A 16,049-nucleotide genomic window follows, 5' to 3' on the forward strand; every position below is an offset into this window, starting at 1 on the left:
GTGACAAACCATCTCCAGTCCCTGCTCCATCCGACGCTCAAAACCCTCAAAAAGACTAACCCGAGGATGTTTTTGCGGGAGGTGAGTGTCTTTAAGCGCTAGGGTATTTAATTAGTTTCGAACCTTGCAATCATACCATTTTTGCTCGTAAACCCTTGAATACCAAGCCAAATGGGGCTTTGGAAGCAAAAAAGCTCCCCCAGCAATAAAGCTAGGAGAGCCTTTTGGCCAAAATTACCGGTTTTTTTGGCCTTGGCGCTTTGCTCAATAATCGTCTTGATTTGAGCCAATACAGACTGATCGTCCATGGTGCTGATATCACCAGGATCACGGCCCTCAGCAACGGCCTGGAGCGCACGACGCACAATCTTGCCGGAGCGGGTCTTAGGCAAAGCTGTGACGATATATACGCGTCCAGGGCGAGCGATCGCACCCAAAGTGGAATCTACAGTCTTCATGCACTCCGCCTCTAAAGTGGCGGTATTTGAAGAATCTTTAGGGATCACGAATGCAATCGCAGCCTGTTCCTTTAGTTTGTCTTCTATACCCACCACGGCAACTTCTGAAACATTTGAGTGGCTAGAAATACTCTCTTCAATTTCACGTGTACCAAGACGATGTCCAGCAACGTTAATCACATCGTCTGTTCGGCCCAAGATAAAGAAGTAACCGTCTTTATCTTTGATGCCCCAGTCAAAGGTTGAATAAATCAACTTGCCAGGAATCGCTTCCCAATAGGTGCTGATAAAGCGCTTATCGTCACCCCAAACAGTTTGCATACAACCCGGAGGTAATGGGCCTTCAATTGCAATCACACCTTTTTGATCGGGACCCAACTCTTCAGAGGTCACATCATCAAGCAACTTCATGTTGTAACCAAATGAAGGAACGCCTGGTGAGCCAAACTTGTGAGGCATTACTTCCACACCGCGTTGAATAGCTAGTATTGGCCAGCCTGTTTCTGTCTGCCAATAGTTATCGACAATCGACTTATTAATGGCGCCATGAATCCAGCTTGCTGTTGGCTCATCCAGCGGTTCACCAGCTAAGAACAAAGCGCGCAATTTAGAAAGGTCATACTTTGTTAAGGATGCGGGATCTTGTTTTTTGAGAACGCGCACTGCAGTAGGAGCAGAGAACATGACTGACACTTTGTACTTATCTACCAACTCCCACCAAATGCCAGCATCAGGACGCAATGGCGTACCTTCACACATGATGGTTGCCATGCCCGAGAGCAAAGGTGCATAAATAATGTAGCTGTGACCAACAACCCAACCGATATCTGATGTACAGAACATAGTCTCACCAGGGTTACCGGTGAAGATGTGCTTCATTGATGCTGCAAGCGCCACTGCGTAACCACCCGTATCACGCTGAACACCCTTAGGCTTTCCTGTTGTGCCGGAGGTATACAAAATATAGGATGGATGCGTTGCATCAACCCACTCAACAACCGGCACAACATCATTGAGGTGCTTTTGACGCTCACTTGCGTAATCTAAATCGCGATCAGCTACGGTTGTGAATTCAGTTAAACCCCGATTCACAATCAATACCTTTTCAGGTTTGTATTCGGCTAATGAAATTGCTTCGTCAAGTAAAGGCTTGTAAGGGACTGCTTTACCACCGCGAGCACCAGCCTCAGCAGTCACAATCAGCTTTGGCTTGGTATCATCAATACGTGATGCAAGACTGTGTGATGCGAAGCCACCGAACACAACGGAGTGAATAGCGCCAATACTACGGGCACAGGCAAGCATTGCAAAACATGCCTCGGCGATCATTGGCATGTAGATCAGTACACGATCACCCTTCTTGACGCCGTTTGCTTTATAGATAGCAGCCATACGATTGACTTCTTCGTACAACTCTTTAAATGTGTATGCCTTCTCTTGATTGGTTTCTGTGGAAACGGTTACAAGAGCGATTTGATCGGCGCGATCTTTTAGGTGGCGATCTACTGCGTTAAAGCAAAGATTCGTTAAGCCACCCTCAAACCATTTTGCAAATGGCGGATTATCGTAATTTAGAACTTTGTTGAATGGTTTTTCCCAGTGAATCAATTGCGCTTGCTCACCCCAAAATCCATCTGGGTCTTTAATTGAGCGTTCGTGATGTGCTTTATAGGACATGGTCAACCTAATTTCTTTAAAAAAGTCACTCAAATTACTGGCTTTTGCTCACCCCCCCTTTGCTGCCTGAGGTGGCTGAACTAGCATTTTTCGCAGATTTTGCAAGCCCTGTCGATGCGGATTTATGCTGAGATACAGCATTTTTTCCGGAAGAATTACCCTTAGAACCACCTTTTTCGGCAGTTTTGCCGCTATTCGATGGTGTGCACTTGACCGGCTTTGCTCCTTTAACCGGTTTTGGGCACTTAACTGGAGGGGGCTGAGGCCTTTCTAGACTGAGGCTCGCATTTTCTGCCATGGATATTGAAACATCGCCTGGTCGGCGACTAGTTTTCGGTATCAAAACCGTTGAGCCAGCACGAATTCTCATTCCTTTTGGAATGCCATTGATTTCCCTTAGCGTATCGACATCTACACCTAAGGTTTTGGCTGCTTGATCAACACTTTCTGTTTTGGAGATTTGCACGGCAGTCCAAGACGAAAGTGGTTTGTTGTATTGCTTGAGATTTGCCTGGAAGATTTCAGCATGTGCAAAAGGCAGCAAGATTTGCTGATTAGCATTGCTTAAGATGACCGGCTTATTAAATGAAGGGTTAAGATTTTGAAATTCATCTGCGGGTATCTCGGCCAATTTAATCACTAAGGCAACGTCAATATCACTGCCAACATCGATTGCCACAAAGTATGGGTGATTCTCAAGTTCTGGAAGAACAATTCCATATGCTTGGGGATCAAGAACAATTTGGCGATATGCCATTAGCTTAGGAACATAATTTCGTGTCTCGCGCGGCAAAGTAAGACTTTCGTAATCAACCGGTAGGCCTGCGGCAGCATTGCGCTTTTGAGCCTTGGTGATATTTCCGGCGCCCCAGTTGTATGCAGCTAGAGCCAATTCCCAGCTACCGAATTGATTATTTAGGCGCTGCAAGTAATCTAAGGCTGCATCTGTAGACTGAATGACGTCTCGCCTTTCATCCCGAAAAACATTCTGCGTCAGACGAAAATCCTTGCCCGTGGCAGGCATAAATTGCCACAGACCCACTGCTTTTGCACTGGATTTGACATTGGTTACAAATGCACTCTCAACAAAAGGAAGCAGAGCAATTTCTGTCGGCATATTGCGTGCGTTGACCTCTTGAATTATGTAAAAAAGGTAGCGTGATGATCGCTCCATTGAGCGATGAACATAATCAGGGCGAGCTGCCAACCAACGAACCTGCTCTATCTCTAAAGGCGTATTCATTGGCTCCATCTGAAAGCCATCCCGAATACGTAGCCATAAATTATCAGACGGCGCGTAGAGCTTACTAACAGATTGATTCTTTAGATTAACCCGTGCTGCCTTAGATGATTTGGGGTTGGGTCTCGTTGGCGTATCCGAAGACCAGTCGCCTGAGCTAGCGCAACCCGAGAGAAATACGGCAAGGCAAATTGCCGCAAATACTAAACGCATTAGAAGCGATCTTTCCAGGCGCGAATGACAGCCAATACGTGCGCAGTGGTTGGCAATTGATCTTGCCCAGAAACCTCTTTAGCCATTGCAATAACCTCAGGCTGATCACAGCGCATAAATGGATTGACCTGCAGCTCTTGGCCAATCGTTGTTGGCAAAGTAGGTAACTTTTGATTACGTAAAGAATGGGCTCTATCAGACCAAGAAATCAGATTTAAATTGTTCGGCTCAACCGCTAAGGCAAATCGAATATTGGATAAGGTGTATTCATGGGTGCAATACACCAAAGTATTTTTGGGCAACGAAGCAAACTTACCCAATGACTCTGACATTTGAGTTGGGGTCCCTTCGAAAAGTCGACCGCATCCTGAAGCGAATAATGTATCGCCACAGAAAAGCATTGGCTCAACAACGTTTGCCTGCATATTCGCAAAATAAGCAATATGGGTCAGTGTGTGGCCTGGAACTTCAATAACCTTGAGGCTGATGCGTGGAGATGGAATTTCAATCTTGTCATCCTGCATTGCAACTACTGCTCTACCGGGTATGCCATCTCCTACGGGCCCATACACTGGAAGATCTGAACCCAAGGCCTCCAGTAGATTCAATATTCCGCCAGTATGATCTGCATGATGATGGGTGATCAGAATGCCGCTTAAGCTTAATTTGTTACGCTCCAGATACTTTAAAACTGGACCCGCGTCTCCTGGGTCAACAACTAAAGCAGCGCTTCCATCGTGGATGCGCCAAATGTAATTGTCATCAAAAGCGGGTATAGGCCAGACCTGCAATAAAGTATTCTTATCCATAGACCGATGATACCAACCCCACCTATCCCTTCTCAGATGCCTGCACCCCCATGGAGCTCCTGGGAGAAATGGCTCCAATCACCCCCAGGTAAGTACGTTTTGGGCTGGGAGCAAAGATGCTTTGATCAGATTGTGGCTGATGTATTTGGATTTCATGCAGTTCAAATCGGGCTACCCCAAATCAATACATTGACTGAAAACCGGATGCCTTTGCAGGTCCTGCTGTCTCACTCGAATGACGGTCGCGAACATGCACGTCGGTTTAATTGGTATTTAATGCAGGGCGAAGCAGCCGAGCTTCCCTTTGCATCAAAAAGTTTGGATTTGGTGGTACTCCCCCATGTTCTTGAATTTGCAGCTGATCCACATCAAATATTGCGTGAAGTAGATCGTGTTTTACGACCCGAGGGTAGATTAGTAATCTCGGGATTTAATCCCGCAAGCTTATGGGGTGCTAGGCAGTATCTCAGCAGGTTAATTGGGAACCCCTACCTACCGCGCGATGGACAATTTATTAGTCTTATACGTATTAAAGATTGGCTCCAATTGCTTAATTTTTCTCTGGATCGAGGCCATTTTGGTTGCTACAAATTTCCCCTTCATGGCCAATCTGCCATGTCACGAATGGATTTTTTAGAGCCCATGGGTAATCGTTGGTGGCCTATTTTTGGTGCAGTCTTTGTAGTTTCAGCCATAAAACGCCACAAGGGGCTTAGGCTCATAGGTCAAATAGCGCCTGTTCGGGTACCGGTTGTACCTAATTTAACCCCTGCTGCAGAGCGCAATAAGATCAAACAAACCCAAGACCCAGTAAATTAAACGTATGCCGCACTCAAAAAACACTGACCACCACCCGCAAATACCCCATATCGTGATTTATACCGATGGCGCATGCAAGGGCAACCCTGGGCCCGGAGGCTGGGGGGCGGTACTCAGGTCAGGAGGCCATGAAAAGCATATTCATGGGGGCGAAAAACTCACCACGAATAACCGTATGGAGATTTGCGCGGCGATCTTCGCCCTAAGAGTCTTAAAACAACGCAGCTCTGTAGAGCTATGGACAGATTCCCAGTATGTTCAAAAAGGTGTTACAGAATGGCTTGAAGGCTGGAAAAAACGGGGTTGGAAGACGGCCAGCAAAGAGCCAGTAAAAAATGCAGATTTATGGCAAGAATTGGACTCCCTCCTGCCTGGGCACGATATCTCATGGCATTGGGTCAAGGGGCATAACGGCCACCCAGGAAATGAACTGGCCGATCAGCTCGCCAATAAAGGCGTCGAAGAGTTTTTGCCTTAGGGGTAATAGCGCTCCACCGTACGCTTTTATGGCTCTATTATGAGAGAATGCCTATGCTGCAAATAGGCTAGAAATGGCATTTAAACCATAAAAACTAAGAAAACGAGACTGTGTCAAAAATAGAATCTTCTCTCGATAAAGCGGCTGCAAAAGTAGTTGGGTTAAAAAATGCCGGGAAAACCCGTTTGCACTCTCTTTGGCAAAAGCATGCGCCAAAACTCAACAAGTTAAAGCAATTGGATTACCCAACAGTCAAAAGTTTTGCGATTAAATTCAAATGGCGCATTCTGTTGGTTTTAATTGTTCTATATGCTGGCTCCAAGACATACGATTACTTTTTCCCTGCATCTGAAAAATCTGGCGGTCCGGTAACCATCACTTCCATCGTTGTTGAGAAAAAAGATATTCCACTCATTATTGAAGCAACGGGCACTATTGTTTCCAGCAGCATTGTAGATATACGCCCCATGGTTACGAATACTGTTGCCAAAGTTAACGTCAAGGATGGGCAAGAGGTAAAGGCAGGCGATCTACTATTTACGCTTGATGATCGCAACGACAAGGCGAATTACGAAAAATTAAAAGCTTTGGCAGGCGATGCTCAAAAACAATACTTACGCGCCAAAGAGTTGGTAGCCAAAAACTTTACTCCAAGGCTGGGCTCGAAACCTCTTCTGCCAACGCTAAATCAGCCCAAGCAGCCGCGCGCTCTGCGGAGGTTCAACTGTCTTTTGATTACATTAAATCGCCGATCGATGGACGCGCCGGTATCGTGAACGTCTTCCCCGGCTCTCTGGTTCAAGCAAGCAACGTTGTAACGACAGCAACTAGCTCAACTGCAACTTCTAGCGTCGGATCGATGGTGACCATCACTCAACTGAACCCAATCAATGTTCAATTCGTTATCCCCGAAAAAGACATCCCAATCATGCTGGAGAATCAGCTTGATTGGGAAGCGATGACCGTTAAAGTCAATTTTGGTGATAGCGGCAAAAGAAGCTATGAAGGTAAGGTCCTTGTAATTGATAACCAAGTAGATCCTTCTATTGCCGCGGTTCGAGTAAAAGCTCAAATCCCAAATGAAGATAAAACTTTATTGCCTGGTCAGTTTGCCCACGCCTCTTTAGTTGCCAATACACTAAAAGACGCACTATCAATTCCCTCTCAATCCGTTGTCATTAATCCGCGAGGGAAGTTGGTTTACGTTGTCGATAAAGATGGTAAGGCAGTATCAAAGCCCATTAAGGTAGTTTACGAATATCAAGGCACAACCGTGGTTACGGGTATTGAGGGGGGAGATAGAGTGGTGGTTGAAGGAAAGCAAAACTTGCGACCTGGAAGCAAAGTCCGCGAAGCTAAAGTGACACCTACTGCTACGCCTGCCCCTGCCCAAGCTGCCGCTACTCCAACAACCCCTTCAGCAACAGATAAAAAATGACGCTCTCCGAATTATGTATTCGGCGTCCCGTGATGACGGTATTGCTTTCAATAGCAACCGTTGTTGCAGGTGCTGTTGCCTATGTAAAAATTCCTGTTGCAGCCCTACCTAGTTTTAATACGCCGGTAATTTCTGTAAGCGCATCTTTACCGGGTGCCTCGCCAGAAAACATGGCCTCCGCCGTGGCGCTTCCTTTAGAAAAAGAGTTTTCAACTATTGACGGTATTACCGTTATCAGCTCTACGAACTCATTAGGCAGCACAAGCATCACCTTAGAGTTCAATAACGATCGTGATATTGATAAGGCAGCTGTGGATGTACAGGCCGCCTTATTGCGTGCACAAAAACGCTTACCGATTGAGATGACTGTTCCACCGTCATATCGCAAGATCAACCCTTCCGACACACCCGTACTCGTGGTGCGGATGAGCTCTCCGTCCATCAGCCTCTCGGACATTAACCAGTATGCGGAAAACTTAGTATCGCCAAACTTATCTACGATTAGTGGCGTTGCACAGGTTCTGGTTTATGGAGCAAAGCGTTATGCAGTTCGCGTACGTGTTCATCCCGATGCTTTAGCTAACCGCAATCTCACTGTTGATGATATTGCGATTGCAATTAATAAGGCTAACTCCAATAGTCGAGTCGGTGTTCTCGATGGTCCACGTCAAGCAATCACCATTTATGCAAATCCTCAATTAGTTAGACCCGAAGAATTTGCAAATTTGATTGTTAGCCAAAAGAATGGCTTGCCGATCTACTTAAAAGATGTCGCTGATGTAATTGAGAGTTATGAGGATGTCAAAACCCTTGCAAGCTCAAATGGCGAACGCTCTATTGCCGTTGCCGTTCTTCGCCAGCCTGGCGCGAATACTGTTGAAGTGGTTAAGGCTGTGAAGCAGCTTTTGCCACAGCTTCAAAAGCAAATGCCAGAATCCATTCGTTTGCAGCTCTTAAATGATCGATCGCTATCGATCATTGAGGCAATCCATGATGTGAATCTGACGTTGGCCCTAACAGTGCTGCTTGTGGTTCTCGTGATCTTCCTATTCCTAAAGCACATTTCAGCAACCATCATTCCGTCGATCAGCCTTCCAATCTCATTAATTGGCGCATTCTTTTTACTCTACTTTATGGGGTATAGCTTAGATAACATTTCCTTGTTGGGTATTACCTTGGCCGTTGGTCTGGTAGTCGATGATGCAATTGTGGTTCTTGAAAACATCATGCGTTACATCGAGCAAGGCATGGATCCACTGAAGGCTTCACTCAAAGGCAGCAAAGAAGTGGGCTTTACTATTATTTCTATCTCGATCTCATTAGTAGCTGTATTCATCCCTTTGTTCTTTATGCCGGGACCAATTGGACTTCTCTTTAGAGAATTCGCAGTAGTTGCTTCTCTCTCTATTCTGGCTTCAGCAGTAGTTTCATTAACGGTTGTGCCAATGCTCTGCAGCCGCTTCCTACCAAAACCTGGAGAGCATGCAAAAGAATATGCCATCAACAAAAAGTTTGATCGCTTTTTTGATTGGATGCTTAAAACCTATATTCACTACCTTGACCTTGCTTTAAGAAACCGTAAAAAGGTTCTTTGGGGTGCCTTGTCTACCTTCGTTATCACGGTGGTTCTTTTTGTAATGAGCCCTAAAGGTTTTTTCCCAGAAGAAGATATTGGGCAAATTCTAGCTACCACTGAAGCCTCTGAAGATATTTCATTTAGAGCGATGCTGGCACTTCAAGATCAAGCCGCTGAATTGGTTAATACCGACCCGAACGTAGCCAGCTCAATTTCCGTCATCGGTGGCGGCGCAAGCTCAGGCTACAACACGGGACGCATCTTCATCATCCTCAAGCCAAAGGGTGATCGCGCAAAGATGGCGAAGATCATGGAAGGCTTGCGAACCAAATTTAAAGAAATTCCTGGGTTGCAGGTTTATATGCGCCCCGTTCAAAACTTACAACTTGGTGGAAAAAGCAGTAAGAACCGATATCAATTTACGCTTCAGAGCGTCGGGTTTGAGGGCGTTAATGAATGGGCAGATAAGCTCATGCAAAAGATGCGTGCCGATCCAATATTCAGGGATGTGACCAGCGATTCTCAATTAAAGGGGCTTAACGTCAAAATTAATATTGACAGAGAAAAGGCTGCCAGTGCTGGCGTCAGTATTGCGGATATTAGAACAGCCCTTTACGCTACATTTGGTGAAAAGCAAGTCTCCACCATCTATACGCCGGTGAATACTTATTACGTCATCCTTGAGGGTGCGGTCGAAGATCGACAGTATGAAGCCGACCTGAACAAGATCTTTGTGCGCGGTCGCGCTACTGACAAGCTGATCCCCCTCTCTAGTCTGGCAAGCTTTACGAGAACCGTAGGCCCAACAGCCGTAAACCATCAAGGACAAATTCCGGCTGTAACACTTTCATTTAACTTAGCACCAGACGTCTTCCTTGGTGATGCAACAAAACAAATTGAATCCTTTACTAAAGCAATTGATTTACCACCCTCTATCATTACGAGCTATGGTGGTGATGCTGCCGTATTTAAGGGTAACCAATCCGGTCAACTAATTTTGATCCCCTCGGCACTTGGTGTTATTTATATTCTGTTGGGGGTTTTATACGAGAGCTATATTCACCCTCTCACCATTCTTGCGGGATTGCCATCGGCTGCTATTGGAGCCATTCTTGCGCTACGCATCTTTGGCTTTGAGCTCACCATCATTGCGTCGATTGGTATTTTGCTGTTGATTGGTATTGTGAAAAAGAATGCAATCTTAATGATTGACTTCGCATTGGATGCGCAACGCAACCAAGGCATGACTCCAGAAAAAGCCATTCGTGAAGCATGCATCTTGCGATTCCGCCCTATTATGATGACCACCTTTGCTGCATTAATGGGTGCCCTCCCTATTGCATTTGGTTTGGGGGCTGGCGCTGAATTACGTCAGCCATTGGGTATTAGCGTTGCCGGTGGTCTCATCTTCTCCCAATTTGTTACCCCGGTTATTTATCTGTATTTAGATAAATACGCGGGTAATGGTCCCAAGGATATTCCAGCGTCCGTTCTAGAGGGAACCTAATGCGTCAAGTAATTCTCGATACCGAAACCACGGGACTTAACCCCGCTACTGGCGATCGCATTATCGAAATCGGTTGCGTGGAGATGGTTGGCCGACGCTTAACCGACCGAACTTTTCATTACTACATTAATCCCGAGCGTGATATTGATGCGGGAGCATTTGCAGTTCACGGTCTATCAAGAGAATTTTTATCTGATAAACCTGTTTTTGCAAATATTGTTGAGCAATTAATCGAATTTGTAGATGGCGCAGAAATTGTGATTCATAACGCAGCCTTTGACTTGGGCTTCTTAGATAATGAGTTTGCCCTACTCAAGCGCCCTCCTTTCAGAAATCTTGCGTCCAAGGTAACCGACACTCTGCTTGATGCACGCCAAATGTTCCCTGGTAAGCGAAATTCGCTAGATGCATTGTGCGAGCGTTTTTCAATCAGCAGTAAACACCGCACCTTGCACGGCGCGCTTTTGGATGCCCAATTGCTGGCCGAAGTCTATGTAGCAATGACTAGGGGCCAAGAGGATCTCTCCATTGATCTCATTGACTATACGGTTGGAGCAGATTCTACTGGCCACAGTAGAGCATTGCCAACGACCCTGAAAGTTTTAAGCGCCAACACCGATGATCTACAAGCGCATGAAAAAATCTTGGCCGAAATAACTAAGTCCGCAAAAAAAGATGCTGTATGGCTCTCGGCTACCAGTAGCTAGAGCCGTTTATTTACGGCATTTGAATATAGGTCTTCAATATCCTTTACATACTGTTTTGTATCAAACAGTGCTGTATTTGAGCGATTAACTTCCTGCTTTTCCTTCACTTGGGTAATCTTATCTTGATGAGTCGCCAAATCTAGAGCCTTATTGAAGTACCCCTCTTTTGAATTGACGATCATCTCATCCATGTCCAGTGCTGTAAGCATGCTTGAAGCCACCCTGCTAGCAAAAGTATTCCCACGAATAGTTAGGACTGGCACGCCAGCCCATAAGGCATCAGCAGCCGTTGTATGCGCATTGAAGAAAGCGGTATCCAAAAATAAATCAGCCAAGCGCAGTCTACTGAGATGACCTTTTCTGGTCGGTTCGCGTATGGCAAATATCAATCTAGATGAGTCAACGCCTCTAGCCAAAGCTTCTTTTTTTAAGTTTTCCATTGCACCATCCGAAGGCTTGGAGAGCCATAAAATACTCTCAGGGACAGCATTCAAAAGATTCATCCAAATGTCAAAAATGTCAGGAGTTATTTTGTAAGAGTTATTGAAACAAGAAAAAACAAAGCCTGACTCTGGAAGCCCTTGAGATAAGCGACTTGGCAAGACACCAAAATCTTCTCGAGCAATCAGGGTATCCGCAGGAAAGAAGGAGTTCGGTAGATAGGCTATTTGTTCGCTATAAAATTTCTGATCCTCTGGTGGGATTGCAATGCGATCGGCAATCAAGTACTGGTAAAAATCTGCACCAGTTGTACCGGCAAAGCCCAAATAGCAGATTTGAATGGGCGCAATCTTTCTTGCGAATATGCCCATTCTTGCTCCAGAGGTATGTCCATTAAGATCAATTGCAATATCTAGATTTTGTTCTATGGATAATTTTTGAGCGTCAGCATCATTAATGCCAAAAAGATCAAAAGACTTATCAAATAACTGGGTTAAACGTTGCTCAGTAGCGTCTCCAACCTTCTTATTTAAAAAGAATCCATAAATCTCAAACTGCGATCTATTGTGTAGGCGAAGTAGATTCTCCATCAGCATGCCCACTGGATGGTCCATGAAGTCGGTAGAAAAATACCCTATCCTAATTTTGTCTTTTTTAGCTAAAGGTACTGGCTTCGGAAGTTCATCATTTAAGATTGGGATACGAAATTTGGTAAAAATTTCAGCATTCTGTTTTTGATCCGACGGCGAAGCGCTAGTTTGAAGTAGGGCAAATGGATGGCAGGCAGGCTTCGCTTGAGAAATCTCATGCAATACCACCTCAACCAATGCATCCCTATCCCGCCAGTCACAAAGGCTTCCATAGAAGTTAATTAGTTGACCTTTTAAAAGCGGAAGCTCAGGAAGAATGCTATATGCCTTCTTGTAACTAATGAAAGCTTCGTCGACTAGCTTCAAGTCTAATAAAACATTGCCATGGTTTGACCATGCCTCACCATAGTTGGGGTCGATTGTTAGCGCTTTTTCATGCGCTAATCTTGCCTCTTCCAGCCTTCCAAGGTCATATAAAGCATTGCCATAGTTCGTCCATGTCTCGGGATAGCTAGGATTAAATTGAAGTGCGGTTTCATAGCACTCAATCGCCTTTGCTGGAAAACCTAAGTCTGCTAATAAATTTCCGCGATTGGACCACGCGAGAAAATAATCAGGACTTAACTCAATAACCTTGTCATAGCAAAATGCAGCTTGCTCGTACTGACGAAGTTTTGCGTGAGCAGTGCCTTTATCTAACAAAATTTGCGGATTATTCGGTATAAATCTATTAAGCTTTTCGAAAGTCTGGGTAGCTTCAAAATACAACTTGGCGCTATATTGAGCCCTTGCTAAATTAGCAAGTAGCTCTGGGTCTTTGCTGTCAAGAGATGCGGCCTTGGAAAGAGGCGCTACAGCCTCAAGAAACCGGCTCTGCATTGCCAAAACCAAACCAAGCACCTGGAGAGCGACACCATCCTTCGGATTTATACGAAGGATGGATTGAGCAATTCGCTCTGCTGAATCATGGCGCTGGTTCTGGAACTCCAATAGCATCTGTTGGAGTAAAGGAGCATATGGTTGCGCCATGATGAATGCGTCAAGCGGCTGCGGCGATTGCCTTGCCTAAATCATCCGTTTTTGCAGTGCCACCTAAATCAGGGGTTAATGGTGAATGACCGGGACCTGAAGCCAAGACTTTTTCAATAGCAGAGAATATTGCTGCGCCTGCTTCTGGATAGCCAAGGTGATCAAGCATCATCGCCCCACTCCAAATCTGGCCAATTGGGTTGGCAATCATCTTGCCATATATATCAGGGTCAGACCCATGGACAGGCTTAAAGAGTGATGGAAACTTGCCCTCAGGATTAATGCTTCCAGATGAGATGGCACAACGGCGATCGTTCCAGTACAGGCTGGACCCAAGTCCGAAAGAATGTCGCCAAATAAGTTACTTGCAACAACAACATCAAAGCGGTCAGGATTCATTACAAAATGGGCAGCCAAAATATCGATGTGATATTTATCCATCTTAACATCTGCGTACTTTTTAGACATCGCCTCAACACGCTCATCCCAATATGGCATGGTAATCGCAATACCATTGGATTTGGTGGCAGAAGTGAGGTGCTTCTTGGGGCGACTCTGGGCTAAATCAAAAGCGTATTGCAAAATACTATCTACACCTTGTCGAGTGAAGATGGATTCCTGAATCACAAACTCACGGTCAGTATCTGGGAACATTTTTCCGCCAACGCTAGAGTATTCACCTTCTGTATTCTCGCGATCCACAAAGAAGTCAATATCACCAGGCTTGCGATTAGCCAATGGACATGGAACTCCCGGAAGCAAACGCACGGGACCGAAGGTTCACATACTGATCAAATCCACGGCGGAACTGAATCAAGCTCCCCCACAAAGAAACGTGATCAGGAAGAATATTCGGCATTCCAACAGCGCCAAAGAAGATGGCGTCGTATTTCATCAGGGTATCGAACCAATCATCCGGCATCATCTTGCCGTGCTTTAGGTAGTAATCACAGCTCGCAAAATCAAAATGATCGAACTGCATTCCAATATTAAATTTACGGTTGGCTGCTTCTAGTGCGCGCAGACCTTCAGGCATCACTTCTTTGCCAATGCCATCACCTGGTACCACGGCGATCTTCGGATTTTTAAATATTTTTTTGGCGTTCATAGGAAAGTTGTCTCTATTGAATGTTTGTTGTTATTGAAATGCTATTTTACTAATATTAAAACTAGCTAATTGCCCTGCGGATCTCATCGGGAGCAGGTCTTGCACCCTTAACAGACTCGCTATCATGCTCTGCGGTGTTCTCAATCGTCTCGGGTACGGCTTCTTGCATCCGAACATTATCTTTTGGGCAAATTGGTGCGCCATAACTGGCCCACTTTTTAAGCAAGGTCACTTCGTAGCCGCACTGGCCGCATTTAGCCTTACTTCGACTGGCATTACTCGGCCTAGGAGGGGGAAAAACAATAGCCTGATGTGGATAAGGCCCTAACTCTTGACTAATCATCATCAGTTTGACTGTCAGCTCTTCAGTCGCATGAGCCATTCTTGCTGGACCCTCAAGACCCACCGTTTGAGCGATGCCTTTGAAATCTTCACCATGGCCGCTAAAACAATCATCAACCGCATGGCATAACTCATGCACCAGGGTATCGAGCAATTGCACTGGCTCATCTAATTTTGGCGAGATAAATATCTCATTTACACCACCGCCTGAGCGCTCCCTAGGCCAGCATTGGCCCAAGGTAGTTCTAGGGCTACTGGAAGCAGGGAAACCACATGAAACTCTCACTGGTGGGATGGCATAACCGGCTTTTGAAAATACTGGCTCTAGATGTCTGACGGCGTCCTCTAGCCAGGCTTCACGTACTGTGTGTTGCTTCATATTGCTTCTCTTTAAATGCAGGTTTAAGACGTAAAACGGTAAATTGCGATCATACGCCACCATCAGTAGAATGGACTGATGAAAGACCTAGAGAGCCTCAGCGCTACCCAACCCAAGCCGTTCACGCCCTATCCAAAAGGGAAATCAAGGCCTCCGACCTCCTGCTCTCCTGCTTAGACCGTATAGGGCAAAAAGAGAGCCTGGACAAGCCTTAGCAAGGAGAACACCTTATCTCGAGCTAAAACGCTGGATAAAGGTGCTGTAAAAGGCCTATTACACGGTCTTCCTATTGGCGTTAAGGATCTGTATGACACCTTTGACCTCCCAACGGCCTATGGGTCCCCTATATACGCAAATCACTACCCAGAAACGGACGCTGTATCCATTGCATTAATGCGGCAAATAGGCGGAATCATTCTAGGCAAAACCAAGACGACAGAATTTACCTCTTTTAAACCCGCCCAGACCACCAACCCTCATGATTCTTCCTTTACGCCTGGCGGCTCATCCAGCGGATCAGCTGCTGCTGTAGCGGACTTCATGGTTCTCCTTGCTACCGGCAGCAAGTCAAACGGCTGGTTCGATTATTCGCCCCGCCTCTTTTTGCGGTGTTGTTGGCTTTAAACCTAGCTTTGGAAAGATCAGCATCGCGGGTGTAAAAAGCCTCTCGGTGTCATTAGACACAATGGGGTGTTTTGGCAGAACGGTTGAGGATGTTGCCCTTGGGGTAGCAGCCATGAGTGGCGATTATGAAATGGCCAAAGTGCAAGAGCTGCACAATAAACCCCGAATTGCTATCTGCAAAACATCATCATGGTCACAAGCGTACAAAGAGACTAGCACCGCTTTAGCTGTTGCTCGACATGCAGCTGAATCATTATGCAAAGGTTCCGTCCTTGACCTAACCCTGCCGAATGCTTGCAATGAGATCGAACAAGTTCAAGCACGCATCATGCTTTCCGAAATGTCTCGCAGACTAACATTCGAAAGAATTCACTATCCTAAAAAGTTAAGCGCTCTACTTTTAAAGCAACTTGATGACGGTGCTGAGATTGCGTATTTGCAATATGCCTCTGACATCATTGTTGCCAACACTACAAAGACATCGATTAAAGACTTATTCGACAATCAAGTAGATATCCTCATAGCACCAAGCGCCCTTAATTAAAGAAGGCACTGGAGACCCTATTTTTTGTAGAGGCTGGACCTTATTGGGGCTGCCTTGCATTAATATTAAT

At 45.6% G+C, this 16,049-nt stretch carries 11 protein-coding genes and 3 pseudogenes; 8 read left to right on the forward strand and 6 right to left on the reverse strand.

Translation table 11 applies throughout. From position 1 onward, the window contains the following. Positions 1-107: 107 nt before the first annotated feature. Genes DXE27_RS08190 through gloB form a run of 3 tightly spaced genes read right to left on the reverse strand, consistent with a single transcriptional unit; the run spans position 108 to position 4,397 of the window. Positions 108-2,135, reverse strand: a complete 2,028-nt coding sequence (locus tag DXE27_RS08190; RefSeq protein WP_231969879.1) for a propionate--CoA ligase — start codon at positions 2,133-2,135, stop codon at positions 108-110. A gap of 34 nt (positions 2,136-2,169) precedes the next feature. Then, positions 2,170-3,588 carry a transglycosylase SLT domain-containing protein gene (locus tag DXE27_RS08195; protein ID WP_128113576.1) on the reverse strand — a complete coding sequence of 473 codons (1,419 nt, stop codon included), beginning with the start codon at positions 3,586-3,588 and terminating at the stop codon, positions 2,170-2,172. Continuing rightward, positions 3,588-4,397 (reverse strand): hydroxyacylglutathione hydrolase, encoded by an 810-nt coding sequence (gene gloB, locus DXE27_RS08200; RefSeq protein ID WP_128113577.1) that lies wholly within the window; start codon positions 4,395-4,397, stop codon positions 3,588-3,590. The genes DXE27_RS08195 and gloB overlap by 1 nt, the downstream gene beginning before the upstream one ends. 6 nt (positions 4,398-4,403) lie before the next feature. On the opposite strand from gloB, the gene DXE27_RS08205 reads away from it, so the two are divergent. The 6 genes and pseudogenes from DXE27_RS08205 (at position 4,404) to dnaQ (ending at position 10,922) form a co-directional block, all read left to right on the forward strand. Further along, a complete protein-coding gene (locus DXE27_RS08205) occupies positions 4,404-5,216 on the forward strand; it encodes a class I SAM-dependent methyltransferase (protein ID WP_128113578.1) in 813 nt (270 codons plus the stop codon). A 4-nt stretch (positions 5,217-5,220) separates the two neighbouring features. After that, a complete protein-coding gene (gene rnhA / locus DXE27_RS08210) occupies positions 5,221-5,694 on the forward strand; it encodes a ribonuclease HI (protein ID WP_172457130.1) in 474 nt (157 codons plus the stop codon). Between the two features lie 467 nt (positions 5,695-6,161). Then, positions 6,162-6,212 (forward strand): annotated as a pseudogene (locus DXE27_RS09880) (hypothetical protein); the annotation flags it as partial. A 92-nt stretch (positions 6,213-6,304) separates the two neighbouring features. Continuing rightward, positions 6,305-7,132: an efflux RND transporter periplasmic adaptor subunit gene (locus tag DXE27_RS09340; RefSeq protein ID WP_231969880.1), complete on the forward strand. Its 828-nt coding sequence runs from the start codon at positions 6,305-6,307 to the stop codon at positions 7,130-7,132. Continuing rightward, positions 7,129-10,215 carry an efflux RND transporter permease subunit gene (locus DXE27_RS08220; protein ID WP_128113579.1) on the forward strand — a complete coding sequence of 1,029 codons (3,087 nt, stop codon included), beginning with the start codon at positions 7,129-7,131 and terminating at the stop codon, positions 10,213-10,215. Before DXE27_RS09340 ends, DXE27_RS08220 begins: the two co-directional genes overlap by 4 nt. Further along, positions 10,215-10,922, forward strand: a complete 708-nt coding sequence (dnaQ, locus tag DXE27_RS08225) for a DNA polymerase III subunit epsilon (RefSeq protein ID WP_128113580.1) — start codon at positions 10,215-10,217, stop codon at positions 10,920-10,922. Before DXE27_RS08220 ends, dnaQ begins: the two co-directional genes overlap by 1 nt. Here dnaQ and DXE27_RS08230 read toward each other — a convergent pair. The 3 genes and pseudogenes from DXE27_RS08230 to DXE27_RS08240 all read right to left on the reverse strand — a co-directional run bounded on the left by DXE27_RS08230 (position 10,919) and on the right by DXE27_RS08240 (position 14,811). Beyond that, on the reverse strand, positions 10,919-12,982 hold the full coding sequence (locus DXE27_RS08230; RefSeq protein WP_128113581.1) for an O-linked N-acetylglucosamine transferase, SPINDLY family protein: 2,064 nt from the start codon (positions 12,980-12,982) through the stop codon (positions 10,919-10,921). The genes dnaQ and DXE27_RS08230 overlap by 4 nt on opposite strands. A gap of 10 nt (positions 12,983-12,992) precedes the next feature. Then, positions 12,993-14,090: pseudogene (locus DXE27_RS08235) on the reverse strand (tartrate dehydrogenase). 61 nt (positions 14,091-14,151) lie between these two features. Beyond that, the gene (locus DXE27_RS08240) at positions 14,152-14,811 is read right to left on the reverse strand and encodes a SprT family zinc-dependent metalloprotease (protein ID WP_128113582.1); all 660 of its coding nucleotides are present in this window, start codon (positions 14,809-14,811) and stop codon (positions 14,152-14,154) included. A gap of 210 nt (positions 14,812-15,021) precedes the next feature. On the opposite strand from DXE27_RS08240, the pseudogene DXE27_RS10475 reads away from it, so the two are divergent. Continuing rightward, a pseudogene (locus DXE27_RS10475) lies at positions 15,022-15,435 on the forward strand (amidase family protein); the annotation flags it as partial. Further along, positions 15,362-15,979 (forward strand): amidase family protein, encoded by a 618-nt coding sequence (locus tag DXE27_RS10140; protein ID WP_128113583.1) that lies wholly within the window; start codon positions 15,362-15,364, stop codon positions 15,977-15,979. The pseudogene DXE27_RS10475 and the gene DXE27_RS10140, both read left to right, overlap by 74 nt. The last annotated feature ends 70 nt before the right edge of the window (positions 15,980-16,049 follow it).

The sequence above is a fragment of the Polynucleobacter necessarius genome (assembly GCF_900096755.1).
Taxonomy (GTDB): Bacteria; Pseudomonadota; Gammaproteobacteria; order Burkholderiales; family Burkholderiaceae; genus Polynucleobacter; species Polynucleobacter necessarius_K.